Origin of the sequence: Sulfitobacter sp. 1A12779 (assembly GCF_043557315.1) — a bacterium.
Classification (GTDB): domain Bacteria; phylum Pseudomonadota; class Alphaproteobacteria; order Rhodobacterales; family Rhodobacteraceae; genus Sulfitobacter; species Sulfitobacter faviae.
In genome coordinates, this window is sequence record NZ_JBIFFU010000003.1 from 192,580 (window position 1) to 213,262 (window position 20,683).

24 protein-coding genes and 1 tRNA gene are annotated in these 20,683 nt (G+C 62.4%); 15 read left to right on the forward strand and 10 right to left on the reverse strand.

What is annotated here, in order from left to right; genetic code table 11:
• Together ACGYLQ_RS06060 and ACGYLQ_RS06065 are read left to right on the forward strand one after the other, a co-directional pair.
• Positions 1 to 288, forward strand: coding sequence for a DUF1330 domain-containing protein (locus ACGYLQ_RS06060; protein ID WP_394441147.1), 288 nt, complete (start codon positions 1 to 3; stop codon positions 286 to 288).
• A gap of 85 nt (positions 289 to 373) precedes the next feature.
• Positions 374 to 1,099 (forward strand): phosphatase PAP2 family protein, encoded by a 726-nt coding sequence (locus ACGYLQ_RS06065; protein WP_067261800.1) that lies wholly within the window; start codon positions 374 to 376, stop codon positions 1,097 to 1,099.
• Positions 1,100 to 1,183: 84 nt separating this feature from the next.
• On the opposite strand, the gene typA is transcribed toward ACGYLQ_RS06065, so the two are convergent.
• The 3 genes from typA to ACGYLQ_RS06080 form a co-directional block, all read right to left on the reverse strand.
• A complete protein-coding gene (typA, locus tag ACGYLQ_RS06070) occupies positions 1,184 to 3,001 on the reverse strand; it encodes a translational GTPase TypA (protein ID WP_394441149.1) in 1,818 nt (605 codons plus the stop codon).
• A 146-nt stretch (positions 3,002 to 3,147) separates the two neighbouring features.
• Positions 3,148 to 3,477: a multidrug efflux SMR transporter gene (locus ACGYLQ_RS06075; protein WP_067262978.1), complete on the reverse strand. Its 330-nt coding sequence runs from the start codon at positions 3,475 to 3,477 to the stop codon at positions 3,148 to 3,150.
• Between the two features lie 11 nt (positions 3,478 to 3,488).
• On the reverse strand, positions 3,489 to 3,947 hold the full coding sequence (locus ACGYLQ_RS06080) for an Lrp/AsnC family transcriptional regulator (RefSeq protein ID WP_394441151.1): 459 nt from the start codon (positions 3,945 to 3,947) through the stop codon (positions 3,489 to 3,491).
• Between the two features lie 115 nt (positions 3,948 to 4,062).
• Here ACGYLQ_RS06080 and ACGYLQ_RS06085 point away from each other — a divergent pair, with 115 nt between their 5' ends.
• Positions 4,063 to 4,269 carry a DUF6356 family protein gene (locus ACGYLQ_RS06085; protein WP_394409188.1) on the forward strand — a complete coding sequence of 69 codons (207 nt, stop codon included), beginning with the start codon at positions 4,063 to 4,065 and terminating at the stop codon, positions 4,267 to 4,269.
• A gap of 134 nt (positions 4,270 to 4,403) precedes the next feature.
• On the opposite strand, the gene ACGYLQ_RS06090 is transcribed toward ACGYLQ_RS06085, so the two are convergent.
• The 4 genes from ACGYLQ_RS06090 to ACGYLQ_RS06105 all read right to left on the reverse strand — a co-directional run bounded on the left by ACGYLQ_RS06090 (position 4,404) and on the right by ACGYLQ_RS06105 (position 7,185).
• The gene (locus ACGYLQ_RS06090; RefSeq protein WP_271693722.1) at positions 4,404 to 5,618 is read right to left on the reverse strand and encodes an NADP-dependent isocitrate dehydrogenase; all 1,215 of its coding nucleotides are present in this window, start codon (positions 5,616 to 5,618) and stop codon (positions 4,404 to 4,406) included.
• A gap of 96 nt (positions 5,619 to 5,714) precedes the next feature.
• Positions 5,715 to 6,299, reverse strand: a complete 585-nt coding sequence (locus ACGYLQ_RS06095) for an HD family hydrolase (protein ID WP_394441154.1) — start codon at positions 6,297 to 6,299, stop codon at positions 5,715 to 5,717.
• Positions 6,296 to 6,532, reverse strand: a complete 237-nt coding sequence (locus ACGYLQ_RS06100) for a hypothetical protein (RefSeq protein ID WP_209218794.1) — start codon at positions 6,530 to 6,532, stop codon at positions 6,296 to 6,298. Before ACGYLQ_RS06100 ends, ACGYLQ_RS06095 begins: the two co-directional genes overlap by 4 nt.
• Positions 6,532 to 7,185 carry an alpha/beta hydrolase gene (locus ACGYLQ_RS06105; RefSeq protein ID WP_067262961.1) on the reverse strand — a complete coding sequence of 218 codons (654 nt, stop codon included), beginning with the start codon at positions 7,183 to 7,185 and terminating at the stop codon, positions 6,532 to 6,534. The genes ACGYLQ_RS06100 and ACGYLQ_RS06105 overlap by 1 nt, the downstream gene beginning before the upstream one ends.
• Before the next feature lie 172 nt (positions 7,186 to 7,357).
• Here ACGYLQ_RS06105 and ACGYLQ_RS06110 point away from each other — a divergent pair, with 172 nt between their 5' ends.
• From ACGYLQ_RS06110 to ACGYLQ_RS06165, 12 genes are all read left to right on the forward strand, one after another.
• Positions 7,358 to 7,819 (forward strand): Rrf2 family transcriptional regulator, encoded by a 462-nt coding sequence (locus ACGYLQ_RS06110; RefSeq protein WP_067262959.1) that lies wholly within the window; start codon positions 7,358 to 7,360, stop codon positions 7,817 to 7,819.
• A 113-nt stretch (positions 7,820 to 7,932) separates the two neighbouring features.
• Positions 7,933 to 9,033: a cysteine desulfurase family protein gene (locus ACGYLQ_RS06115; protein WP_394441157.1), complete on the forward strand. Its 1,101-nt coding sequence runs from the start codon at positions 7,933 to 7,935 to the stop codon at positions 9,031 to 9,033.
• A gap of 35 nt (positions 9,034 to 9,068) precedes the next feature.
• Complete coding sequence (gene sufB, locus ACGYLQ_RS06120) at positions 9,069 to 10,592, forward strand: Fe-S cluster assembly protein SufB (protein WP_394441258.1); 1,524 nt, start codon at positions 9,069 to 9,071, stop codon at positions 10,590 to 10,592.
• Positions 10,592 to 11,398 (forward strand): polysaccharide pyruvyl transferase family protein, encoded by an 807-nt coding sequence (locus tag ACGYLQ_RS06125; RefSeq protein ID WP_394441160.1) that lies wholly within the window; start codon positions 10,592 to 10,594, stop codon positions 11,396 to 11,398. Before sufB ends, ACGYLQ_RS06125 begins: the two co-directional genes overlap by 1 nt.
• 83 nt (positions 11,399 to 11,481) lie before the next feature.
• Positions 11,482 to 12,237: a Fe-S cluster assembly ATPase SufC gene (gene sufC / locus ACGYLQ_RS06130; protein ID WP_394441162.1), complete on the forward strand. Its 756-nt coding sequence runs from the start codon at positions 11,482 to 11,484 to the stop codon at positions 12,235 to 12,237.
• On the forward strand, positions 12,237 to 13,517 hold the full coding sequence (gene sufD, locus ACGYLQ_RS06135) for a Fe-S cluster assembly protein SufD (protein ID WP_394441164.1): 1,281 nt from the start codon (positions 12,237 to 12,239) through the stop codon (positions 13,515 to 13,517). The genes sufC and sufD overlap by 1 nt, the downstream gene beginning before the upstream one ends.
• A complete protein-coding gene (locus ACGYLQ_RS06140) occupies positions 13,517 to 13,999 on the forward strand; it encodes a YIP1 family protein (RefSeq protein WP_271693728.1) in 483 nt (160 codons plus the stop codon). Before sufD ends, ACGYLQ_RS06140 begins: the two co-directional genes overlap by 1 nt.
• Before the next feature lies 1 nt (position 14,000).
• Positions 14,001 to 14,576: a YIP1 family protein gene (locus ACGYLQ_RS06145; protein ID WP_394441165.1), complete on the forward strand. Its 576-nt coding sequence runs from the start codon at positions 14,001 to 14,003 to the stop codon at positions 14,574 to 14,576.
• A gap of 3 nt (positions 14,577 to 14,579) precedes the next feature.
• Positions 14,580 to 15,800: a cysteine desulfurase gene (locus ACGYLQ_RS06150; RefSeq protein WP_394441168.1), complete on the forward strand. Its 1,221-nt coding sequence runs from the start codon at positions 14,580 to 14,582 to the stop codon at positions 15,798 to 15,800.
• 74 nt (positions 15,801 to 15,874) lie between these two features.
• Positions 15,875 to 15,951 (forward strand) — tRNA-Arg (locus ACGYLQ_RS06155).
• 194 nt (positions 15,952 to 16,145) lie between these two features.
• Positions 16,146 to 17,141, forward strand: coding sequence for a zinc-binding alcohol dehydrogenase family protein (locus ACGYLQ_RS06160; RefSeq protein ID WP_394441170.1), 996 nt, complete (start codon positions 16,146 to 16,148; stop codon positions 17,139 to 17,141).
• 51 nt (positions 17,142 to 17,192) lie between these two features.
• The gene (locus ACGYLQ_RS06165; protein WP_394441173.1) at positions 17,193 to 17,987 is read left to right on the forward strand and encodes an SDR family NAD(P)-dependent oxidoreductase; all 795 of its coding nucleotides are present in this window, start codon (positions 17,193 to 17,195) and stop codon (positions 17,985 to 17,987) included.
• A 99-nt stretch (positions 17,988 to 18,086) separates the two neighbouring features.
• Here the strand turns inward: ACGYLQ_RS06165 and ACGYLQ_RS06170 are convergent, their stop codons facing one another.
• Genes ACGYLQ_RS06170 through ACGYLQ_RS06180 form a run of 3 tightly spaced genes read right to left on the reverse strand, consistent with a single transcriptional unit; the run spans position 18,087 to position 20,433 of the window.
• Positions 18,087 to 19,166 (reverse strand): methyltetrahydrofolate cobalamin methyltransferase, encoded by a 1,080-nt coding sequence (locus ACGYLQ_RS06170; RefSeq protein ID WP_067266272.1) that lies wholly within the window; start codon positions 19,164 to 19,166, stop codon positions 18,087 to 18,089.
• A gap of 10 nt (positions 19,167 to 19,176) precedes the next feature.
• Complete coding sequence (locus tag ACGYLQ_RS06175; RefSeq protein WP_394441176.1) at positions 19,177 to 20,106, reverse strand: methylenetetrahydrofolate reductase; 930 nt, start codon at positions 20,104 to 20,106, stop codon at positions 19,177 to 19,179.
• A 30-nt stretch (positions 20,107 to 20,136) separates the two neighbouring features.
• On the reverse strand, positions 20,137 to 20,433 hold the full coding sequence (locus tag ACGYLQ_RS06180) for a virulence factor (RefSeq protein ID WP_394441178.1): 297 nt from the start codon (positions 20,431 to 20,433) through the stop codon (positions 20,137 to 20,139).
• Positions 20,434 to 20,683: the final 250 nt, after the last annotated feature.

The following is a 20,683-nucleotide window of genomic DNA, read 5'->3' on the forward strand; positions in this document are numbered from 1 at the left end:
ATGGGCGCACTTTGGATTGCACATGTCACCGTCACCGATGAGGAGGCGTATAAGAAATACGCCGCCGGCGCCACCGAGGCCATTGCGGCGCATGGCGGTAAGTTCATCGCCCGCGGTGGGCGGTTCGTTCAGCTTGAGGGCAAAGAGCGGCCGCGCAACGTGGTAGCCCGTTTCCCCGATGTCGAAACGGCCGAAAAATGTTATCATTCCGAGGCTTATCAAGCGGCGTTGAGCCATGCGCGCGGGGCGTCCGAGCGCGAATTGATGATCGTCGAAACCGACGAATGATCCTAAGACGCCCCGCCTGAACGACAGGCGGGGCGTCTTGCATTGCCGGGGCGGAACCTTCTAACGGGAAAGCGGTTGATCCCTCATGAACTTCGACCGACTATCCGCTTTCGCCCAATGGTGCCGCCGCCATGTGGAGGTGACGACATTGGCCCTGATGGGGCTTTCGATCACAGCCGTTTGGACATTGGCCGAACTGACCGAAGAGGTCGTTGAAGGCAGTACCAGCAGCCTTGACCGTGACATCCTGTTGTTCCTGCGCACGCCCGGCGACCTTTCCGATCCCATCGGCCCGTGGTGGGTCGAGGAAATCGGCCGCGATCTGACAGCCCTCGGCGGGGTCGCGGTGCTGGTACTGACGACCGTCGTCGTCTCGCTCTTTTTCCTGTTACAACGGCGGTGGTCGACCGCGCTTTACATCCTTGCCACCGTTGGCGGTGGGATCGTGCTGAGCAGCATCGCCAAGGAGTTTTTCGACCGTCCGCGCCCCGACCTCGTCCCGCATGGCTCGCTCGTGCATACGGCGAGCTTCCCCTCGGGGCATTCGATGATGGCGGCGGTGGCCTATCTCACCCTTGGCGCGATGGTGGCGCGGGCGCAGAAACGCTGGGCGCTCAAGGTCTATACGCTGGCGGTTGCCGTCCTGCTCACGCTGCTCGTTGGGATCAGCCGGGTTTATATGGGGGTGCATTGGCCGACGGATGTGGCGGCAGGCTGGCTTGGCGGCGGGGCTTGGGCCATCCTTTGCCTAATTGCGGCGCTGAGTTTGGCGAGGCGTGGGCATATCGATCGCGAGGAAAGCGATACTTAACGCCGCGAGGTCTCCGAGCCCCGGATATGAAAACGGCAGCGCATCGTAAAATGCGCTGCCGTTTTGCTTTTAATTTACCGTAGCTTAGCTGGCTTTTGCCATCCGCTTGCGCTCATGCGGGTCGAGGTAGCGCTTGCGCAGGCGCACGGCGTTCGGGGTCACTTCGACCAGCTCGTCGTCGTCGATATAGGCAATCGCCTCTTCAAGGCTCAGCGTCATCGGCGGGGTCAGGCGCACCGCGTCATCGGTGCCCGAGGCCCGCACGTTGGTCAGCTTCTTGCCCTTCAGCGGGTTCACTTCCAGATCGTTGTCGCGGCTGTGCTCGCCGATGATCATGCCTGTGTAGACGTCCGCCTGCGCGCCGATCATCATCTTTCCGCGCTCTTCGAGGTTCCACAGCGCGTAAGCGACCGAGGTGCCGTTCTCCATCGAGATCAGCACGCCCGCGCGGCGGCCCGGGATCGTGCCCTTGTGCGGCGCCCAGCCGTGGAACACGCGGTTCAACACGCCGGTGCCGCGGGTGTCGGTCAGGAATTCACCGTGATAGCCGATGAGCCCGCGCGAGGGGACATGGGCGATGATCCGGGTCTTGCCGGCGCCGGCTGGTTTCATCTCGACCAGCTCGCCCTTGCGGGTGCCGGTGATTTTTTCGATCACCGCGCCGGAGTATTCGTCATCCACGTCGATGGTGGCTTCTTCGATCGGCTCATGGCGCACGCCGTCGATCTCTTGGAACAGCACCTGCGGGCGGGAGATCGACAGTTCGAACCCCTCGCGGCGCATGTTCTCGATCAACACGCCCATCTGCAATTCGCCGCGGCCTGCGACTTCGAAAGCCTCACCGCCCGGCGTGTCGGAGATTTTGATCGCCACGTTGCTTTCCGCTTCTTTCAGCAGACGCTCGCGGATCACGCGGGATTGCACTTTCTTGCCGTCACGGCCCGCGAGCGGGCTGTCGTTGATGCCAAAGGTCACAGTGATGGTGGGCGGGTCGATCGGCTGCGCCGGGATCGCTTCGTTCACCGAAGGATCGGCCAGCGTGTCAGCCACGGTGGCCTTGGCCATGCCCGCGATGGAGACGATGTCCCCCGCTTCGGCCACGTCGATGGCGGTCTGCTCCAGCCCGCGGAAGGCGAGGATTTTGGTGGCGCGGAAGGTCTCGATCTGGGTGCCGTCGCGCGACATCGCCTTGACGGTTTGGCCCGCTTTCAGGGTGCCGGTTTCAACGCGACCGGTCAGCAGGCGGCCCAGGAACGGGTCGCCGCCGAGCGTCGTGGCCAGCATGGTGAAGGGCTTGTCGGCGTTTTCGATCTGCTTCGGCGCGGGGACGTGATCGAGGATCAGGTCGAACAGCGCGGAGAGATCTTTGCGCGGCCCGTCAAGTTCGGCATCCGCCCAGCCGGAGCGGCCAGAGGCATACATATGCGGGAATTCGAGCTGTTCGTCGGTGGCGTCGAGGCTTGCGAAAAGGTCGAAACACTCATCCAGCGCCCGGTCAGGCTCGGCATCCGGCTTGTCGACCTTGTTCAGCACGACGATCGGGCGCAGGCCCAGTTTCAGCGCCTTGGAGGTCACGAATTTGGTCTGCGGCATCGGGCCTTCGGCGGCGTCCACCAGAAGGACCACGCCGTCGACCATCGACAGGATGCGCTCAACCTCGCCGCCGAAGTCGGCGTGGCCCGGCGTATCGACGATGTTGATGCGGGTGTCGTTCCAGACGACGGAGGTCGGCTTGGCGAAGATGGTGATGCCGCGCTCACGCTCCAGATCGTTGCTGTCCATGGCGCGTTCAGTGGTCGCCTGGTTTTCACGATAGGTGCCGGATTGTTTCAGAAGCTCGTCCACCAGCGTCGTCTTGCCGTGGTCGACGTGGGCGATGATTGCGATGTTGCGCAGGTCCATTAAGTCAGCCTTTGGATAGGGGAGGGACGCGCCAACCTGAAGCTGCGCGTATAATTGCGCCGCCCATACCGCGCCCCGGCTACAATTGCTAGCCCTAATGCCGTGACGCCCCCCTTACTGCGCGAAGCTGTGCCACTGGTGCAGCCTTAATGGGTGGCGCTGTTCGAAAAGAGGTGGATGACCAGAATGCCGCTGATGATCAGCACAAGCCCCAGAACCGCGGGCAGATCGAGCCGCTGACCGAAGAGCACAAAGCCGATAATCGCGATCAGCACGATGCCCAGACCGGCCCAAAAGGCATAGACGATCCCAACCGGCATGACCTTCAGTGCCAGCGACATGCAGTAGAAAGAGATCATGTAGAAGACCACTACCGCCACCGAAGGCCAGAGCCGGGTGAATTGATGCGAAGCCTGCACCGCGGTCGTGCCAAGGGTTTCCGCCACCACGGCGATGATGAGCCACAGGTAATGCATCTCGGTCTTCCTTAGAGCGGGAGTTCGGTGGTTTCCTTGATCTCCTCCATCACGAAACTGGCCGAGACATCCGATAGCGGCACCCGGCGGATCAGGTCCTGATAGAGGCGATCATATCCCGCCATATCCCGAACGCGCGCCCGGATCAAATAGTCCAGATCACCGGTCATCCGGTAGACGCCGAGTATCTCGGGCATGGCTTTCGTGGCGCGGGAGAACTTCTCAAGCCAGTCGGGCGCATGGGCGTTGGTGCGGACTTGGATAAAGACGCTGAGACCAAGGTCGAGTTTCGCCGCGTCCAAGAGCGTCACCCGGTTCTTGATCACGCCGGCCTTTTCCAGCGCCCGGATGCGGCGCCAACAGGCATTGCGCGACAGGTGGACCGCCGCGCCAAGCGCCTCAAGGGATTGGCTGGCGTCGCGTTGCAGTTCGACCAATATTCGGCGGTCCATCTCATCAAGTGTTGTCATGGTGCTAGTTTGGTGGGAAATTTTCTCACGCACAAGCGGTTGTCGGGAGAGTTTTGAGACAACGTCACAAGCAGGCTCGGCTAGGGTGGGAGAAAGGCAGAGACAGGAGTTTCCCATGATCGCACGCATCTTCCTCGACCATCCCGCCAAGGTGGATGAGACGTTTCTGGAGCATATGGCTTTCGCGCTGAAGTTTTCGGGGCTGCTGTTCGCGGCGGCGGGCGCGGCGCTGGTGCATGCGCTGATCCCGTGCCTGTTTGAGAAGACGGCGAGTGGGATCATCGCGAAGCTTTACGCGCGGATGCATAATCGCGGGCAGTGAGGGCCAGCGCGGCTCCAATTTCGCGATGGCCCGGCGCCTACGGCTTGATTCCGGGCCCGGGTGGCAGGCGTGACCGAAAAATAGAAAAGGGCCGCATCGCTGCGGCCCTCGGTTATCCCAAGCTCTCGCCAGCCTCAGCCCGCCAGCGCCTTGTTCAGGTTCTCATCCACCTTCTCCAAGAACCCCATGGTCGTCAGCCAACCCTGATCCGGCCCCACTAGCAGGGCAAGGTCCTTGGTCATGAAGCCTGATTCCACCGTATCCACCACGACCTTCTCCAGCGTCTCGGCGAAGTTGATCAGCGCGGTGTTCTCGTCCAGCTTGCCCCGGTGCTTCAGCCCGCCGGTCCAAGCGTAGATCGAGGCGATGGAGTTGGTCGACGTCTCCTCGCCCTTCTGGTGCTGGCGGTAATGGCGCGTGACAGTGCCATGGGCAGCCTCGGCCTCCACGATTTTGCCGTCCGGCGTCATCAGTTGCGAGGTCATCAGCCCCAGTGAGCCAAAGCCCTGCGCCACGGTGTCCGACTGCACGTCGCCGTCGTAGTTCTTGCAGGCCCAGACGTATCCGCCTGACCATTTCATCGCCGAGGCGACCATATCGTCGATCAGGCGGTGCTCGTACCAGATGTTCTTTTTCTTGAAGTCCTCGGCGAATTCGGCGTCGAAAATCTCTTGGAACAGGTCTTTGAAACGCCCGTCATAGGCTTTCAGGATCGTGTTCTTGGTCGAAAGATAGACCGGCCAGCCACGGTTCAGACCGTAGTTGAAGGACGCGCGCGCGAAATCGCGGATCGAATCGTCGAGGTTGTACATCGCCATGGTGACACCGGCGGAGGGCGCGTCGAAGACCTCTTTCTCAATGGTCTCGCCGTCATCTCCGACGAACTTGATGGTCAGCTTGCCTTTGCCGGGGAAGCGGAAGTCAGTGGCGCGGTACTGGTCGCCGAAGGCATGGCGGCCGACGACGATGGGCTGCGTCCAGCCCGGCACAAGGCGCGGCACGTTGCGGCAGATGATCGGTTCGCGGAAGATCACGCCGCCGAGGATGTTACGGATGGTGCCGTTGGGGCTGCGGTACATGCGCTTGAGGCCGAACTCCTCGACCCGCGCCTCGTCGGGCGTGATGGTGGCGCATTTCACACCGACGCCATGTTCGCGGATCGCATGGGCCGCGTCGACGGTGATCTGGTCGTCGGTCTCGTCCCGCACTTCGATGCCGAGGTCGTAATACTTTAGGTCAACGTCAAGATAGGGCGTGATTAACTTCTTTTTAATGAAATCCCAGATGATCCGGGTCATCTCATCGCCGTCGAGTTCGACGATGGGGTTTTCTACCTTGATCTTCGACATGACGAATTCCTCTGTTTCAGGGTGCGTTTGGCCGTGCTTTAGCCTATTCGGGGCCAAAGAGAAAGATCGTATACAATGGTATGCCGAAGGCTGCGGTCAGGCGCCGACCCCGGCGAAAAAGCTGCTGATGCGGGCGCGGGCATAGGACCAAAGGGCAGGGGCGCCGATGGCGATCTTGCGGCCCACCTTCTCTTCGATCTGCGCTTCCGAGACGTTATAGTCAGTCCAACTGCCGCCGCCGGAGGCGAGGTTCTGCATCGGCGGCTGGAACCGATCAAGCGATTTGGCAAAACGGGCCGTCGGGCTTTCGGCGGCCTCGAACTCTTCCCAGATGCTGCGCAGGTCGTCCCGCAGATCGTCCGGCAATAGGCCAAAGATGCGGTCGGCGGCGATTTGTTCCTGCGCTTCCATCTCGACGGCGTCATAGTCGCCAAAGATTGGATTGTCGCCCGCGTCGATCTCGACAAGGTCGTGCAGGATCAGCATCTTGATGACGCGGTTGATGTCGACCTCCGGCCCTGCCTGATCGGCCAGCACCAATGCATAGAGCGTCAGATGCCACGAATGTTCGGCAGAGTTTTCCGCCCGGCTCGCATCGCATAGGGTGGTGCCGCGCAGCACGGTTTTCAGTTTGTCGGCCTCATTGAGAAAGGCGATCTGCTTGTCGAGCCGTTCTGTCATGCGCCGCCCTTACCGCGATGGTCGCGCAACTTGCGCGCAAGAAAGGCGCGGGCCTTGTCATTGGCCATCCGGGTGCGGACGGCGGTGAGAAAGGCTTCTTCCAGCGTTTGCGACGAGGCGCCCAGCACCTCGCCGACTTCCATGAACAAGCGGTCTTCACCCGTCTCGGCCTGTACGGCGAGACATTCCTCGGCCAATTTATTGGCCAGTTGGGTAACGACCGCGTCCGCCATCAGCGTGTGGATTCCGTCAGGCGGCGTTTGACATAGTCGCTGGTCGAGGTGATCAGCGTGTCCATATGCGGCTCTTCAAAGAAGTGCCCGGCGCCTTCGATCTCCTGATGGGTGATCGTGATGCCCTTTTGCTCGTGCAGCTTGCTGACGAGGTTCGTGGTATCAGCGGGCGGCGCCACGCGGTCGGCGGTGCCGTTGATCACCAGACCCGAGGCCGGGCAGGGCGCAAGGAAGGAAAAGTCGTACATATTCGCAGGCGGAGAGACCGAGATGAAGCCCGTGATCTCAGGCCGACGCATCAGCAGCTGCATCCCGATCCATGCGCCAAAGGAGAAACCCGCAACCCAGCAATGCTTGGAGTTGTTGTTCATCGATTGCAGGTAATCGAGCGCCGAGGCCGCATCGGACAATTCGCCGATGCCCTGGTCGTATTCACCCTGACTGCGGCCCACGCCACGGAAGTTGAAGCGCAACACGGTGAAACCCATGTTGTAGAACGCATAGTGCAGGTTATAGACGACCTTGTGATTCATCGTGCCGCCGAACTGCGGATGCGGATGCAGCACGATGGCAATCGGGGCGTCACGTTCTTTTTGGGGGTGGTAGCGGCCTTCAAGGCGGCCTTCGGGTCCGGGAAAAATAACCTCGGGCATGGGTATCCCTGTCTAGGGGTTCAAAGATCGCCGCGAATAGTTGACGAATTCGCTAGGCCACCTTAGAACGGTTCTAATCTGGTTCCGCGCAGTGTCGCGTGGATCAGTCTTTGGACTTAGGCATTTAAGCCGCCCACGTCAATCAAATGGCGCGGCGGGTGAGGGTGAGACGATGAAGCTATCTACCAAAGGGCGCTACGCAATGGTCGCTTTGGCCGATATTGCCCTGCAACCCGAGGGCACCTTGGTGTCTCTGGGCGACATTGCCGAGCGGCAGTCGGTCTCTTTGCCCTATTTGGAGCAGTTGTTCGTCAAGCTGCGCCGGGCCGAATTGGTGACCTCTGTCCGGGGGCCGGGCGGCGGGTATCGTTTGGCGCGTCCGGCGGCGGATATTCGCGTCGTCGATGTGCTGGCGGCGGTGGATGAGACTGTGGATGCGATGCACAAGGGCGCGGGCGCCTCGGGCGGGCTGTCGGGCAGCCGGGCGCAATCGCTGACCAACCGGCTCTGGCAGGGGCTGAGCGCGCATGTTTATGTTTTCCTGCACCAGACGCGCCTCTCGGATGTAGTTGAGAATGAGCTGGCCCCCTGTCCGGCGGTACCCACCCTCTTTGCCGTGGTGGATGAGTCGTGAGGGTGGTTTTGGGCAGCGGGCGCGCTTTGGCGGCTGTGGTCTGCGCGGGTGGTGATGTGGGATTTCGGGGGCGCTGCCCCCGGACCCCCGCGGTATTTGGAAAAGGATGAAGGATGCGGGTCTACCTTGACCATAACGCGACCACGCCGCTGCGGGCGGAGGCGCGCGCGGCGATGATCGCGGCGATGGACCTGCCCGGCAACCCGTCTTCGGTCCATGCTGAGGGGCGTGCGGCCAAGGCCGTGGTCGAGCGCGCGCGGGTGCAGGTGGCGGGGCTTGTGGGCTGTGATCCGGTCGATGTGATCTTTACCTCCGGTGCGACAGAGGCGGCGGCGCTTGCGGCTGCGATGGGGGCGCGTGTGGTGACCTCAGCGGTGGAACATGACGCAGTTCTGTCTTGGGGGCAGGCGGCGCGTTTGGGTGTCGACGCACAGGGTGTTTGGGACGGTGACCTGATCGCCGCGGCGGGGGCTGATGTGGTGGCCCTACAGGCCGCGAACAGCGAGACGGGTGTGTTGCAGCAAACCATGCCTTTGGCCCAGCAATGTTGGGCGATGGAAAACACGCCCTATGTGCTGGTCGATGCGGTGCAGGCGCTCGGCAAGACCCGGTTCAAGATGGCGACCTCGGGCGCGGATTTCATCCTCGTCTCGGCGCATAAGCTGGGCGGGCCCAAGGGGATCGGCGCCTTGATCGTCAAACGCGGCATTGATCTGGCCGAACATGCGCTGCTGCGCGGCGGCGGACAGGAGATGGGTCGCCGTTCGGGGACCGAGAATATCCCCGCCATCGCAGGGTTTGGCGCAGCGGCTGAGGCCGCGGCGGCCGATCTGGCTGCGGGGCGTTGGGAAGAGGTGGCAGAACAGCGCGATTTGCTGGAAGCGACCCTTGCGGATGCCACAAGTCTGACTATTTTTGTAGGGAAAGGCGCTCAGCGCCTGCCTAACACTTCTTGTATCATCACGCCCGGCTGGAAGGGCGAGACCCAAGTGATGCAGATGGACCTTGCCGGTTTTGCCATTTCGGCGGGGTCGGCCTGTTCCAGCGGCAAGGTGCGTGCCAGTGCCGTATTGCGCGCCATGGGCTTTGATGAAACACAGGCCGCCAGCGCGATCCGGGTGTCGCTGGGCCTCGACACCACCCGGGAAGATATCCTGCGGTTCGCCACGAGCTGGACCGCCAAATTGAAAAAGCACGAAACGCGGGCCGCCTGAGCGCCGCCACGGAAAGGAACGAGACCTTGGAAAATATGACCCTGAAAGAGAATGATGGCGTCAAGGAAGGCGTTGACCAGGAAACCGTGGATGCCGTGCGCGAAGTCGGCGGCAAGTATAAGTACGGCTGGTCCACCGACATTGAGATGGAATATGCCCCCAAAGGGCTGACGCCGGAGATCGTGAAGCTGATCTCGGAGAAGAACGACGAGCCCGAGTGGATGACCGAATGGCGGCTTGAGGCTTACAACCGTTGGCTCAGCAAGGAAGAGCCGGATTGGGCCATGGTGGATTATCCTGAAATCGACTTTCAGGAGCAGTATTATTACGCTCGCCCCAAAAGCATGGCCGAGAAACCCAAATCGCTCGACGAGGTCGATCCGAAGCTGCTGGCGACCTATGAGAAGCTCGGCATCCCGCTGAAGGAGCAGATGATCCTTGCCGGTGTCGAAGGCGCCGAGGATGCGCCTGCCGAGGGCCGCAAAGTGGCGGTGGATGCGGTGTTCGATTCCGTCTCCGTCGGCACGACCTTCCAGGAAGAGTTGAAGAAGGCCGGTGTCATCTTCTGCTCGATCTCCGAGGCGATCCGCGAATACCCTGATCTGGTGAAGAAGTACCTCGGCTCGGTCGTGCCGGTCTCGGACAATTTCTATGCCACGTTGAACTCCGCGGTCTTCTCCGACGGCTCCTTCGTCTATGTCCCGCCGGGTGTGCGCTGCCCGATGGAACTGTCGACCTATTTCCGCATCAATGCCGAGAATACCGGCCAGTTCGAGCGCACGCTGATCATCGCCGACAAGGGCTCTTACGTGAGCTACCTCGAAGGCTGTACCGCGCCGCAGCGCGACGAGAGCCAGTTGCACGCCGCCGTGGTCGAGATCATCGTCGAGGAAGACGCGGAAGTGAAATACTCCACCGTCCAGAACTGGTACCCCGGCGACGAGGACGGCAAGGGCGGTATCTACAACTTCGTGACCAAGCGCGCCGATTGCCGGGGCGACCGCGCGAAGGTGATGTGGACGCAGGTCGAGACCGGCTCCGCCGTGACTTGGAAATACCCGTCCTGCATTCTGCGCGGGGATGACAGCCAAGGCGAATTCTACTCCATCGCCATCGCCAACAACATGCAGCAGGCCGACACCGGCACCAAGATGGTGCACCTCGGCAAGCGCACCAAGTCGCGCATCGTGTCCAAGGGCATCTCGGCGGGCAAGGCGCAGAACACCTACCGGGGCCTCGTCTCGATGCACCCGAAGGCCAAGGAATCGCGCAACTATACCCAGTGCGACAGCCTGTTGATCGGCTCGGAATGCGGGGCGCATACGGTGCCCTATATCGAGGTGAAGAACAACTCGAGCCGCGTGGAGCACGAGGCGACCACCTCCAAGGTGGACGACGACCAGATGTTCTATTGCCGCTCGCGCGGCATGGACGAGGAAGAGGCCGTGGCGCTGGTGGTGAACGGTTTCTGCAAGGACGTGCTGCAGGCGCTGCCGATGGAGTTTGCCATGGAAGCCCAAGCGCTCGTGGCGATCTCGTTGGAAGGCTCCGTCGGCTAATGAGCCTTGATGCGGCGCATACGCCCCTCCGCCTGCATTGGTGGAAGGCGCAGCCGAACTTCGGCGATGCGCTGAGCCCGCTGGTCCTGAGCCATGTCTCGGGGCGGCGGGTGGAGCATGCGTCGGTGGATGAGGCGGATGTCTTTGGTCTCGGCTCGCTTTTGCAGATCGTGCGGCGGAACTATGACACGCCGCGTGCGGGGGCCAAGCCGGTGATCTGGGGCAGCGGTCTGCTGCGCCCCGCCGGTGGCCGTGCGTTCCTGAAGAACATCGAGATCGCGCTGCTGCGGGGGCCGGTGACGGCGGCGCTTCTCGGGATCGAGACCGATGCCTTCGGCGATCCGGGGCTTTTGGTGAACGAGGTTCTGCCCGGCGAGGGACCGCGCAGCGACAAGATCGGCATCGTGCCGCATCACACGCTGGCGGATGACCCGGAACTGCTGCAGCTTGTGGCCTCGGACAGCGCCTATGTGCTGATCGACCCGCGCGATCCGGTGGAGCAGGTTTGTGGCGCCATCGCGGCCTGTGCCCATGTCTTTGCCTCGTCGCTGCACGGGCTGATCACGGCGGACGCTTACGGCGTGGCCAATACTTGGGTGACGCCCGAGGGGCAGGGGCGGCTGAAGTTTCACGACTACGCCGCCTCCGTGGGGCGCGACATGCGCGCGCCGATTGCCTTGGCCGATGTGTCCAAGGCGCCCAAACCCGACGCGCCGCTGACCTACCAAGACGGCATCACGGCCTGCCGCGCCGCGCTGAAAGACAGCTTTCCCGCCGCGCTCTGCGCCCGTCAGGGGGCGGCATGAACTTTAACACGCAGGGGCAAGCCCCTGAAACTACACTGAAATAGCATGAATTGCGGCGCAAGGCGCGCCAGAAGGAGACCGAAATGCTGAGCATCAAGAACCTGCAGGTGAAACTGGAAGAAGAGGACAAGCAGATCCTCAAGGGCGTCGATCTGGAAGTCGAGGCCGGCAAGGTCCACGCCATCATGGGGCCGAACGGCTCGGGCAAGTCCACGCTGAGCTACGTGCTCTCGGGCAAGGACGGCTACGAGGTTACCGAAGGCTCCGCCACGCTCGAAGGCGAAGATATCCTCGAGTTGGAACCCGAAGAGCGCGCCGCGGCGGGCCTCTTCCTTGCCTTCCAGTACCCGGTGGAAATCCCGGGCGTCGGCAACATGACCTTCCTGCGCACCGCCGTGAACGCACAGCGCAAGGCGCGCGGCGAAGACGAAATCTCGGCAGCCGACTTCCTCAAGGAAATCCGCGCCAAGGCGAAGGACCTGAAGATCGACGCCGAGATGCTGAAGCGTCCCGTGAACATGGGCTTCTCCGGCGGTGAGAAGAAGCGCAACGAAATTCTGCAGATGGCGATGCTCGAGCCCAAGATGTGCATCCTCGACGAGACCGACTCGGGCCTCGACGTTGACGCGATGAAACTGGTGGCCGAAGGCGTGAACGCCCTGCGTACCGAGGGCCGCGGTTTCCTCGTCATCACGCACTACCAGCGTCTTCTGGACCACATCAAACCCGACGTCGTGCACATCATGCATGATGGCCGCATCATCAAGACCGGTGGGCCTGAGCTCGCGCTCGAAGTTGAGAACAACGGTTACGCAGACATCCTTGCCGAGGTGGCATAATGGCCGAAGCACAACTGAAAGAAACCCCGACCGAGGCGATGATCGCACGGCACAGCCTGCCGCAGGGTGGCTGGAGCCATGCGGCGCGCGAAGATGCGCTGGCGCGGGTTCGCGCCATGGGCCTGCCGCAGCGCCGGGATGAATATTGGAAGTTCACCCGCCCCGACACGCTGACCCAAGCCGAGGCGCAGCCCGCTGCGATCTTTGATCACGGTGACGCGCCGCTCTTCGACGGCACCGAACGTCTGCGCATCGTTTTCGTCGATGGCGTGTTCGATGCCGAAGCCTCGGATGACCTCACGCTCGAAGGCGTCAGCATCGAACGGCTGGCCGCGGCGGACAGCGATCTGCATTGGGCGCGCGACCTTTACGGCACGCTGGAGAAGAACGGCCAGACCCCGGTGCAACGCCCGCTCGCGGCGCTGAACACCGCCTTTGCGACGGATGGCGTCTTGATCCATGTCACCGGCAAGCCGAGCAAGCCGATCAATCTGGTTTATCAACACAAATCAGAGACTTCTGATGCGATGCTGCACCATGTGGTGAAGCTCGAGAAAGGTGCGGAAGTCACGCTTTTGGAGAACGGCCCCGCCGCCGCGCGCTTCAACACCGTGATGGAGGTCGAGGTGGCCGACGCCGCGCGCTTCCACCATGTGCGCGCACAGGGCCGTGACCACGAGCGCCGTGCCGCGACCCATGTCTTTACCCGTTTGGGCACCGAGTCGCTGTTCAAGAGCTTCACCGTCACCGTGAACGGAGCGCTAACGCGCAACGAATGCGTGATCGAGCTCACTGGCGACGATGCCTCGGCTCATGTCGCGGGCGCCTGCGTCGGCGATGGTGATTTCCACCATGACGACACGGTCTTCATCACCCATGATGCCGAGAACTGCGAAAGCCGTCAGGTCTTCAAGAAGGTGCTGCGCAACGGTGCCACAGGCGTGTTCCAAGGCAAGATCCTCGTCAAGGAAGGCGCGCAGAAGACCGATGGCTACCAGATCAGCCAGTCGCTGCTGCTGGACGGCGACAGCCAGTTCCTCGCCAAGCCTGAGCTTGAGATCTACGCCGACGACGTCGCCTGTTCGCATGGCTCCACCTCCGGCGCGATCGACGAGGAGGCGCTGTTTTACCTGCGCGCCCGCGGCGTGTCCCATGCCGAGGCGACCGACCTGCTGACGCTCGCCTTCCTCGCCGAAGCGGTGGAGGAGATCGAGGCCGAGGAACTGCGGGAAGAAATCACCGGGCGTCTCAGCTCGTGGTTGGAGCGTCGTAGCGCCTGATGGCTGTTACCAGCGATATCGTTGCGACCTACCGCGGCCCCGGCAAAGTGATGTCGGGGCTGCTTGCACAGGGCCGCAATGAGGTGCGCGTGCTGATGTTCGCGCTGATGGCGGGGCTGCTGATCTTCGTGGCCCTGTCGCCGTATCAAGCCCGCGCGGCGCATCTCGATCCGGACGGGCCGCTCGCGGTGCGCCAGTATTGGAGTGCCTTTTTCTGGATCTTCGTGATGCCCTTGCTGCTCTATGGCTTGGCCGCGATGGTCTGGGGGATTAGCCGGATCGCGGGGCAACGGCTCAGCGGTTATGCGGTGCGGCTGACCTTGGTTTGGTCGCTCCTTGCCTCTGCACCGATCCTTTTGTTGCTGGGCCTCGCGCTTGGGTTCATCGGGCCGGGCCTACAGGCGCAGATTGTCGGGGTGATCTGGTTGGCCGTGTTCTTTTGGTTCTGGATCGCGGGCCTTGTCGCCGCGCAGCGGGGCTGAGATGAGCGGCGCCTTGATCCAGCTTGCGCAGACCACCCTGCGCCGCCCCCGCGCGGCAGCGCGCCAGATTGCGGAGCTGCCCTTGGGCAATGATGTTGTATGGACGTCCCTTGCCTTGGTGGCCGCACTGAACGCGCTGGTCATCTCGGCCACCTTCGTGATCGCGCCGCCCGCCATGGCGCTGCCGAGCTATTTCCAATCGCCGCTGGTGCTCTTCGCGCTGCTGGCCGGGTTGATGGTGCTCTATGTGCATGCGCTGACGTGGGTTGGCCGGGCACTGGGCGGGCAGGGCGCGGTGACGCCGCTTCTGGCTGCCGTCGTATGGCTTCAGGCGCTTCGCCTCTGCGCGCAGCTTGGCATCCTGCTGCTGACCTTGGCCCTGCCGCCGGTGGCGCTGCTGGCCTCGTTCGTCGTTACCTTCTGGGGTCTTTGGATCCTGCTGAATTTCGTGGCCGAACTCTTGCATCTGCCGGGGCTGCTCCACGCCGCCGCGGTGCTCGCGGGCGCCGCGCTTGGGGTCTTGCTGGGGTTGGGCCTTCTGCTGTCTTTGATCGGGCTGACCGCCCAGGGAGTTTAAGTCATGTTCGACGTTGAAGCCGTCCGGGCGCAGTTTCCGATCCTTGGCCGCGAGGTGAACGGCAAGCCGCTGGTCTACCTCGACAATGGCGCTTCGGCCCAGAAGCCGCAGGTGGTGATCGACGCGATCACCCAAGCCTATGCGAATGAATATTCCAACGTTCACAGGGGCTTGCACTACCTTTCTAATCTTGCGACCGACAAATACGAAAGCGTGCGCGGCACCGTGGCCCGCTTCCTCAACGCCGGGTCGGAAAATGAGATCGTGCTCAACACCGGGGCGACGATGGGGATCAACACCGTGGCCTACGGTTGGGCCATGCCCCGCATGCAGGCGGGCGATGAGATCGTCCTGTCGGTGATGGAGCATCATGCCAATATCGTGCCCTGGCATTTCCTGCGCGAACGGCAGGGCGTGGTGCTGAAATGGGTCGATGTGGACGCCACCGGCGCGCTTGACCCGCAGGCGGTGATTGATGCCATCGGACCGAAGACTAAGCTGGTTGCAATATCGCACCTTTCCAATGTCTTGGGCACGAAAGTTGATGTGAAAACCATCACTGAAGCCGCCCATGAGAAGGGCGTTCCGGTCTTAGTCGATGGCTCGCAAGCGGCGGTGCATATGCCGGTCGACGTGCAGGACCTCGGCTGTGATTTCTATGCCGTCACGGGGCATAAACTCTATGGCCCCTCCGGCTCGGGCGCGATCTATATCAAGTCCGAGCGCATGGCCGAAATGCGCCCCTTCATCGGCGGCGGTGACATGATCCGCGAAGTCAGCAAGGACGCGGTGAGCTACAATGATCCGCCAATGATGTTCGAAGCCGGGACCCCCGGGATCGTCGGCACCATCGGCTTGGGCGTGGCGCTCGAGTTCATGATGGATCTGGGGATGGAGAATATCGCCGCCCATGAGGACGATCTGCGCGACTATGCGGTCTCGCGGCTCGGCGGTTTGAATTGGCTCAACCTGCAAGGCACGACGCCGGACAAAGCGGCGATCTTCAGCTTCACGCTGGACGGCGCCGCCCATGCGCATGACATCTCGACCGTGCTCGACAAGAAAGGCGTGGCCGTGCGGGCGGGGCATCATTGCGCCGCGCCTTTGATGACGCATCTCGGCGTTTCGGCCACCTGCCGCGCGTCTTTTGGCATGTATAACACCCGGGCCGAGGTCGACACATTGGTCGACGCCCTCGAATTGGCGCATGATCTTTTCGCCTAAGGTGAATTTCGCCGCCCTTGCCCCCGGATTTCCCATTGCAGGGGCGGCGCGCTCTGGCTATACCGCCCCTCAGTGGACCCTTAGCTCAGCTGGATAGAGCGCTGCCCTCCGAAGGCAGAGGCCAGAGGTTCGAATCCTCTAGGGTCCGCCATTTTTCCCATATGAATGTCGTTTGTCGCGTTGGGGGCTGTGCCTTCGCCTGCGGGGGGCTTTGCCGTGGCCTTGCCAAGCGTTCGGATTATACTCTGTATCTATAAACTCTATCCGCATCTGTCTCGGTTTATATAGCCCGGCAAGCTGATACCTTCTGCCCAACAGCAATATCCCTGCAGAAGGACAGACAAAATGAAAGCCATCGGCTTTAACACCACCGGCGCGGCTGAGGTTTTGGCGATGCTCGAAATTGAGCGTCCCGCCCCCGGTCCACGTGACCTTTTGGTGGAGGTGAAGGGCATCTCGGTCAATCCGGTGGATGTGAAGCTGCGCGCGCTTTCGGGGCCTGAGGATGGCCCGAAGGTCTTGGGCTTTGACGCCGCAGGCGTGGTCGTGGAACTGGGCGCAGAGGTTAGCGATTTTGCTGTGGGGGATGAGGTGTTCTATGCCGGGGACGTGACCCGCGCGGGGACCAATGCCGCCTTCCACACGGTCGATTCCCGGATCGTCGGGCGAAAGCCGGAAACCCTTGATTTCGTTGAGGCCGCCGGGCTGCCGCTGACGGCGATCACGGCTTGGGAGATGCTGTTCGACTCCTTCCGGCTGGCCGAGAGCGCTGGCGAAGGGGAGGCGATTTTGGTCATCGGCGGGGCTGGGGGCGTAGGGTCGATCCTTATTCAACTGGCGAAGGCCCTGACCGGGCTGACCGTGATCGCGACCACCTCGCGGCCAGAGACCCAAGATTGGGTGCGCAAGATGGGGGCGGATCATGTGGTGGATCACCGGGGCGATCTGGTGGCGCAGCTTGCCGCGCTCGATCTCACGCCAAGCTATGTCGCCGCGCTGACGGCCACCGATACGCATTGGCCCGCCATCATCGAAGCCATCGCGCCGCGCGGGCAGATCGCGCTGATCGACGACCCTGAGACGCTGGATATGAAAGCGGCGAAACCGAAAGCCCTAAGCGTGCATTGGGAGTTCATGTTCACACGCTCGATGTTCCAGACCGAGGACATGACTGCGCAGCGCGACCTGTTGAACCGGGTGTCGCAGATGATCGACGCAGGCATTTTGCGCTCCACCGTGACGGAACATGCGGGCGTGATAAATGTGGAAAACCTTCGCGTGGCCCATGAGCGTCAGGAAAGCGGGCGGGTGATCGGCAAGCAGGTTCTGGGCGGGTGGTGATCGCGCAGAGCCACTCCCATCCCCGCGCAGAGACCCAGTAAGGAGAGACAGATGACCAAGACGATCCTCATCACCGGCGCGACCGACGGTATCGGTCTGTTGACCGCCAAAAAGCTCAGCGCGCAGGGGCATAGCGTTTTGCTGCACGGGCGCAGTGCCGAGAAACTCAGCGCCGCCGCGGCGGAGGTGGGGGGCAATCCTCAGACTTACCGCGCGGACCTGTCGCGGCTGGAAGAGGTCGTGACGCTGGCAGAGGCGCTGCGCATTGATCACAGCCAGATCGAGATGGTGATCAACAATGCCGGTGCCTTGAAACTGCCTGAGCCGCGCACCGAGGCGGGCTTGGACGCGCGTTTCGTGGTCAACACGCTGGCGCCCTATCTGCTGGTTCAACTGTTGCTGCCGGTGCTTCCCAAAGCGGGCAGGGTGGTGAACCTTTCGTCCGCCGCGCAGGCGCCAGTGGAGGTGGCCGCGCTTAGGGGCGAAGTGGCGCTTGACGATATGGCGGCCTATGCGCAGAGCAAATTGGCGATCACGATCTGGACTCAGGAGATGGCCCGCGCGCATCAGGACGGGCCGCTCTTTATTGCGGTGAACCCCGGCTCTCTCTTGGCGTCGAAAATGGTAAAGGAAGGCTTTGGCGTCGCCGGGAACGACCTGAGCATCGGGGCCGACATTCTTGCCCGAGCAGCCCTTTCGGATGAGTTTGCAGGGGCCTCCGGCGCCTATTTCGACAATGACATGGGCGGGTTCAATGAGCCGCATAGCGCGGCAAAAGACCCCGATCATGTGGCCGCCGTCATGGCCGCGATCCAAGAATTGGTGAGCGGGAACCGGGCGGAGTAGCGCCGGAAAGCGTCGTTCCGGACTTCCGCCTGCCCGTATAGAAAAGAAAAAGCCCCGCCGAGCGATGCTTGCGGGGCTCTTCGATCTTGTCAGGCGACCTTAGCGGCGGCGGCGTCCACCTGAACGGCCCGCGCGACCGCGGCCTTCTTGCCCCGCTTTGGGCGCGCTTTTGTTGAACTCGATCCAAGCGCTGCCGTGAGGGTCACGGTCGAAGAGGAAGTTGGCGGCGCGGATGGCCTCCATCTCTTTGCCCGGGCGGGGCTTGGTCGAGCCTAGGTTGAAGAGCGTCGCAAAAGTCTCATCATCCATATCTTCGGGCAGGATGATCCCCGCGGCGGCAATCTCGGCCCGCTTTTCGGCGATTTTGGTGGCGCTCAGCGGCACGGCCACCGGGTTCATGATCGCACTCGTCATGCCCGCTCCCATCGCCATGGGGAGGAAGGCGTTGTTGATGCCGTGGCGGTTGGGCAGCCCGAAGGAGATGTTGGAGGCGCCGCAGGTGGTGTTCACGCCCAATTCCTCGCGCAAACGGCGGACAAGGGTAAAGACCTGATGGCCCGCCGTCGCCATGGCGCCAATCGGCATGACCAGCGGGTCGACGACGATGTCATGGGCGGGAATGCCGAAATCGGCGGCGCGTTCGACGATCTTTTTCGCCACGGCAAAGCGCACATCCGGGTCCTCGGATATCCCTGTGTCGTCATTGGAGATTGCCACGACAGGCACGTTGTATTTCTTGACCAGTGGCAGCACGACCTCCAGCCGCTCTTCCTCTCCGGTGACGGAGTTCAGCAGCGGGCGACCTTCGCAGGCCTCAAGCCCCGCCTCAAGCGCGCCGGGGACCGAACTGTCGATGCAGATCGGCACGTCGACGGCATTTTGCACGACCTTGATCAGCTCCGGCATCAGCATCGGCTCGACAAAGTTGTTGTCGGCATAGCGCGGGTCTTCGGCCATTTTGTTGGAGAAGACCGCGCCCGAGTTCACGTCGAGCACCGTGGCACCGGCGGCGACCTGCGCGATGGCATCCGCCTCGACCCGCGAAAAATCGCCTTGCTCCAGCTCTTGGCTGAGGATCTTGCGGCCCGTGGGGTTGATCCGCTCTCCGATCACGCAAAACGGCTCGTCAAAGCCGATGACGGCGGTCTTGGTCTTGGATTCGATGACGGTTCTGGTCATGTAACTTCCTTTAGGCTGCGTCGGCAGGCACCCCAGAGGCGCCGCCATTCTCTTGGACCCATGTGGCGCTGGTTCTGATCCCGCCCAGCGGGAAAAGATGCACATGGGTGATGTTGAAATCCGGGTGGGCCGCTTTGTGGGCGGCTAGTTCGCTGATCACATCTGTCGGCTCATAGGGCAACAGCAGCTTGGTGACATCCATCGCCCGCTTTTGCAGCACCTTGAGCGAGGGGCCAACACCGCAGGCGATGGCGAATTTGATCAGCGTTTGCAGTTTGGCGGGGCCCGCGATGCCGATGTGGATCGGCAGGGTGATACCAGCGGCCTTTAGACTGTCGGCCCATTCGATGATCGGCTGCGCGTCAAAGGCGAATTGCGTGGCAATGGCCATTTCGGCATCGGTGCGGGTCTGGAAATCATTCTTCCATTTCAGCGCCGCATCGACGTTGAGACGGCCCCCGTCAGCGTCGATATCGCGGTTGCCCTCGGGGTGGCCGGCGACATGCAGGCGGGTAAAGCCTGCCTTGTCGAACAGCCCCGTTTCCATCAACTGCATCGAGTCGCTGAAATCCCCCGCCGGGGTGGTGACACCGCCCGCCAGCAGCAGCGCTTGGCGCACATCGGCCTCGCCCTGATAGCGGGCGATCCAATCGGCCAGCGTGGCGCGGTCTTTGATGATGCGGGCCGGGAAATGTGGCATGACCTTGAACCCATCCGCGTTCAACCGCGCGGCGGTGGCGACCATGTCTTCGATCGGGGTGCCGTCGATATGGGCGATATAGACACGGGTGCCCTCTGGCAGCAGGGCGCGGAAATCCTCGACCTTTTCGGCGGTTCGGGGCATCACCTCGATCGAGTAATCTTTCAACAGCGCCTCGACTTCGGCCACCGGCGCCTGTGGGGCCGGTGTTTCCTTTTTGCGGAAGTTCAAAAGTGCCATGAGCGTGTCCTTGATCATAGGGCTGGCAGGCTATGCCCAGCCGTCGTTGTCAATCAGTTGCTTAATCCGGTCGCGGTCGTATTCCGCGTCGATGCGGCCGGCTTCGGCATCGGCGATGCTGTCGGGATCACCTTCGACCTCAAAAGGCTCGGCCTTGCGCCATTCCGCGAGATAGGCGTCGGTGTCGGCGGCCCCCACCTTCATCGCCGCGCGGTCGATCGCCTGTTCAAAGCGTTCGGGCAGGGGGCGTTTTGACCCGCGACGGCCCTTGCCGACGATTACCTGAGCGGGGATATCGCGCCAGTAAACGATGGTGACTGCGGGCATGGGACGATTCCTCCGGTTTAAACCTGTCTAACGAGCGTCGCGGTCAGGACAGGGCCGTTTTTCGACGAAACACGACCCATCCGCGACTTGGCAGAGGTGATAGCGCATTGGCCCTGCCATCACGAGGGGGCGGCGCCCCCATTATTCTCAAGATGATTGTGAGGCGGCCCGGATGGCGGGGCGAGGGCGCCCCGCGGACGCCGCGGAAATTGGCCCAAGCCACCGCGACCACTTGCACCGGCTGGGCGCA

Excerpts from the sequence above, each read along its gene's own strand:
- ACGYLQ_RS06180 (WP_394441178.1), bottom strand. The coding sequence starts at position 20,433 with ATGCCCGCAGTCACCATCGTTTACTGGCGCGATATCCCCGCTCAGGTA.
- ACGYLQ_RS06080 (WP_394441151.1), bottom strand. The coding sequence starts at position 3,947 with ATGACAACACTTGATGAGATGGACCGCCGAATATTGGTCGAACTGCAA.
- ACGYLQ_RS06085 (WP_394409188.1), top strand. The coding sequence starts at position 4,063 with ATGATCGCACGCATCTTCCTCGACCATCCCGCCAAGGTGGATGAGACG.
- ACGYLQ_RS06175 (WP_394441176.1), bottom strand. The coding sequence starts at position 20,106 with ATGGCACTTTTGAACTTCCGCAAAAAGGAAACACCGGCCCCACAGGCG.
- ACGYLQ_RS06075 (WP_067262978.1), bottom strand. The coding sequence starts at position 3,477 with ATGCATTACCTGTGGCTCATCATCGCCGTGGTGGCGGAAACCCTTGGC.
- ACGYLQ_RS06090 (WP_271693722.1), bottom strand. The coding sequence starts at position 5,618 with ATGTCGAAGATCAAGGTAGAAAACCCCATCGTCGAACTCGACGGCGAT.
- ACGYLQ_RS06125 (WP_394441160.1), top strand. The coding sequence starts at position 10,592 with ATGAGCCTTGATGCGGCGCATACGCCCCTCCGCCTGCATTGGTGGAAG.
- ACGYLQ_RS06115 (WP_394441157.1), top strand. The coding sequence starts at position 7,933 with ATGCGGGTCTACCTTGACCATAACGCGACCACGCCGCTGCGGGCGGAG.
- ACGYLQ_RS06110 (WP_067262959.1), top strand. The coding sequence starts at position 7,358 with ATGAAGCTATCTACCAAAGGGCGCTACGCAATGGTCGCTTTGGCCGAT.
- ACGYLQ_RS06065 (WP_067261800.1), top strand. The coding sequence starts at position 374 with ATGAACTTCGACCGACTATCCGCTTTCGCCCAATGGTGCCGCCGCCAT.
- sufD (WP_394441164.1), top strand. The coding sequence starts at position 12,237 with ATGGCCGAAGCACAACTGAAAGAAACCCCGACCGAGGCGATGATCGCA.
- ACGYLQ_RS06150 (WP_394441168.1), top strand. The coding sequence starts at position 14,580 with ATGTTCGACGTTGAAGCCGTCCGGGCGCAGTTTCCGATCCTTGGCCGC.
- ACGYLQ_RS06160 (WP_394441170.1), top strand. The coding sequence starts at position 16,146 with ATGAAAGCCATCGGCTTTAACACCACCGGCGCGGCTGAGGTTTTGGCG.
- sufC (WP_394441162.1), top strand. The coding sequence starts at position 11,482 with ATGCTGAGCATCAAGAACCTGCAGGTGAAACTGGAAGAAGAGGACAAG.
- ACGYLQ_RS06095 (WP_394441154.1), bottom strand. The coding sequence starts at position 6,299 with ATGACAGAACGGCTCGACAAGCAGATCGCCTTTCTCAATGAGGCCGAC.
- sufB (WP_394441258.1), top strand. The coding sequence starts at position 9,069 with ATGACCCTGAAAGAGAATGATGGCGTCAAGGAAGGCGTTGACCAGGAA.
- ACGYLQ_RS06140 (WP_271693728.1), top strand. The coding sequence starts at position 13,517 with ATGGCTGTTACCAGCGATATCGTTGCGACCTACCGCGGCCCCGGCAAA.
- ACGYLQ_RS06145 (WP_394441165.1), top strand. The coding sequence starts at position 14,001 with ATGAGCGGCGCCTTGATCCAGCTTGCGCAGACCACCCTGCGCCGCCCC.
- ACGYLQ_RS06060 (WP_394441147.1), top strand. The coding sequence starts at position 1 with ATGGGCGCACTTTGGATTGCACATGTCACCGTCACCGATGAGGAGGCG.
- typA (WP_394441149.1), bottom strand. The coding sequence starts at position 3,001 with ATGGACCTGCGCAACATCGCAATCATCGCCCACGTCGACCACGGCAAG.
- ACGYLQ_RS06170 (WP_067266272.1), bottom strand. The coding sequence starts at position 19,166 with ATGACCAGAACCGTCATCGAATCCAAGACCAAGACCGCCGTCATCGGC.
- ACGYLQ_RS06105 (WP_067262961.1), bottom strand. The coding sequence starts at position 7,185 with ATGCCCGAGGTTATTTTTCCCGGACCCGAAGGCCGCCTTGAAGGCCGC.
- ACGYLQ_RS06165 (WP_394441173.1), top strand. The coding sequence starts at position 17,193 with ATGACCAAGACGATCCTCATCACCGGCGCGACCGACGGTATCGGTCTG.
- ACGYLQ_RS06100 (WP_209218794.1), bottom strand. The coding sequence starts at position 6,532 with ATGGCGGACGCGGTCGTTACCCAACTGGCCAATAAATTGGCCGAGGAA.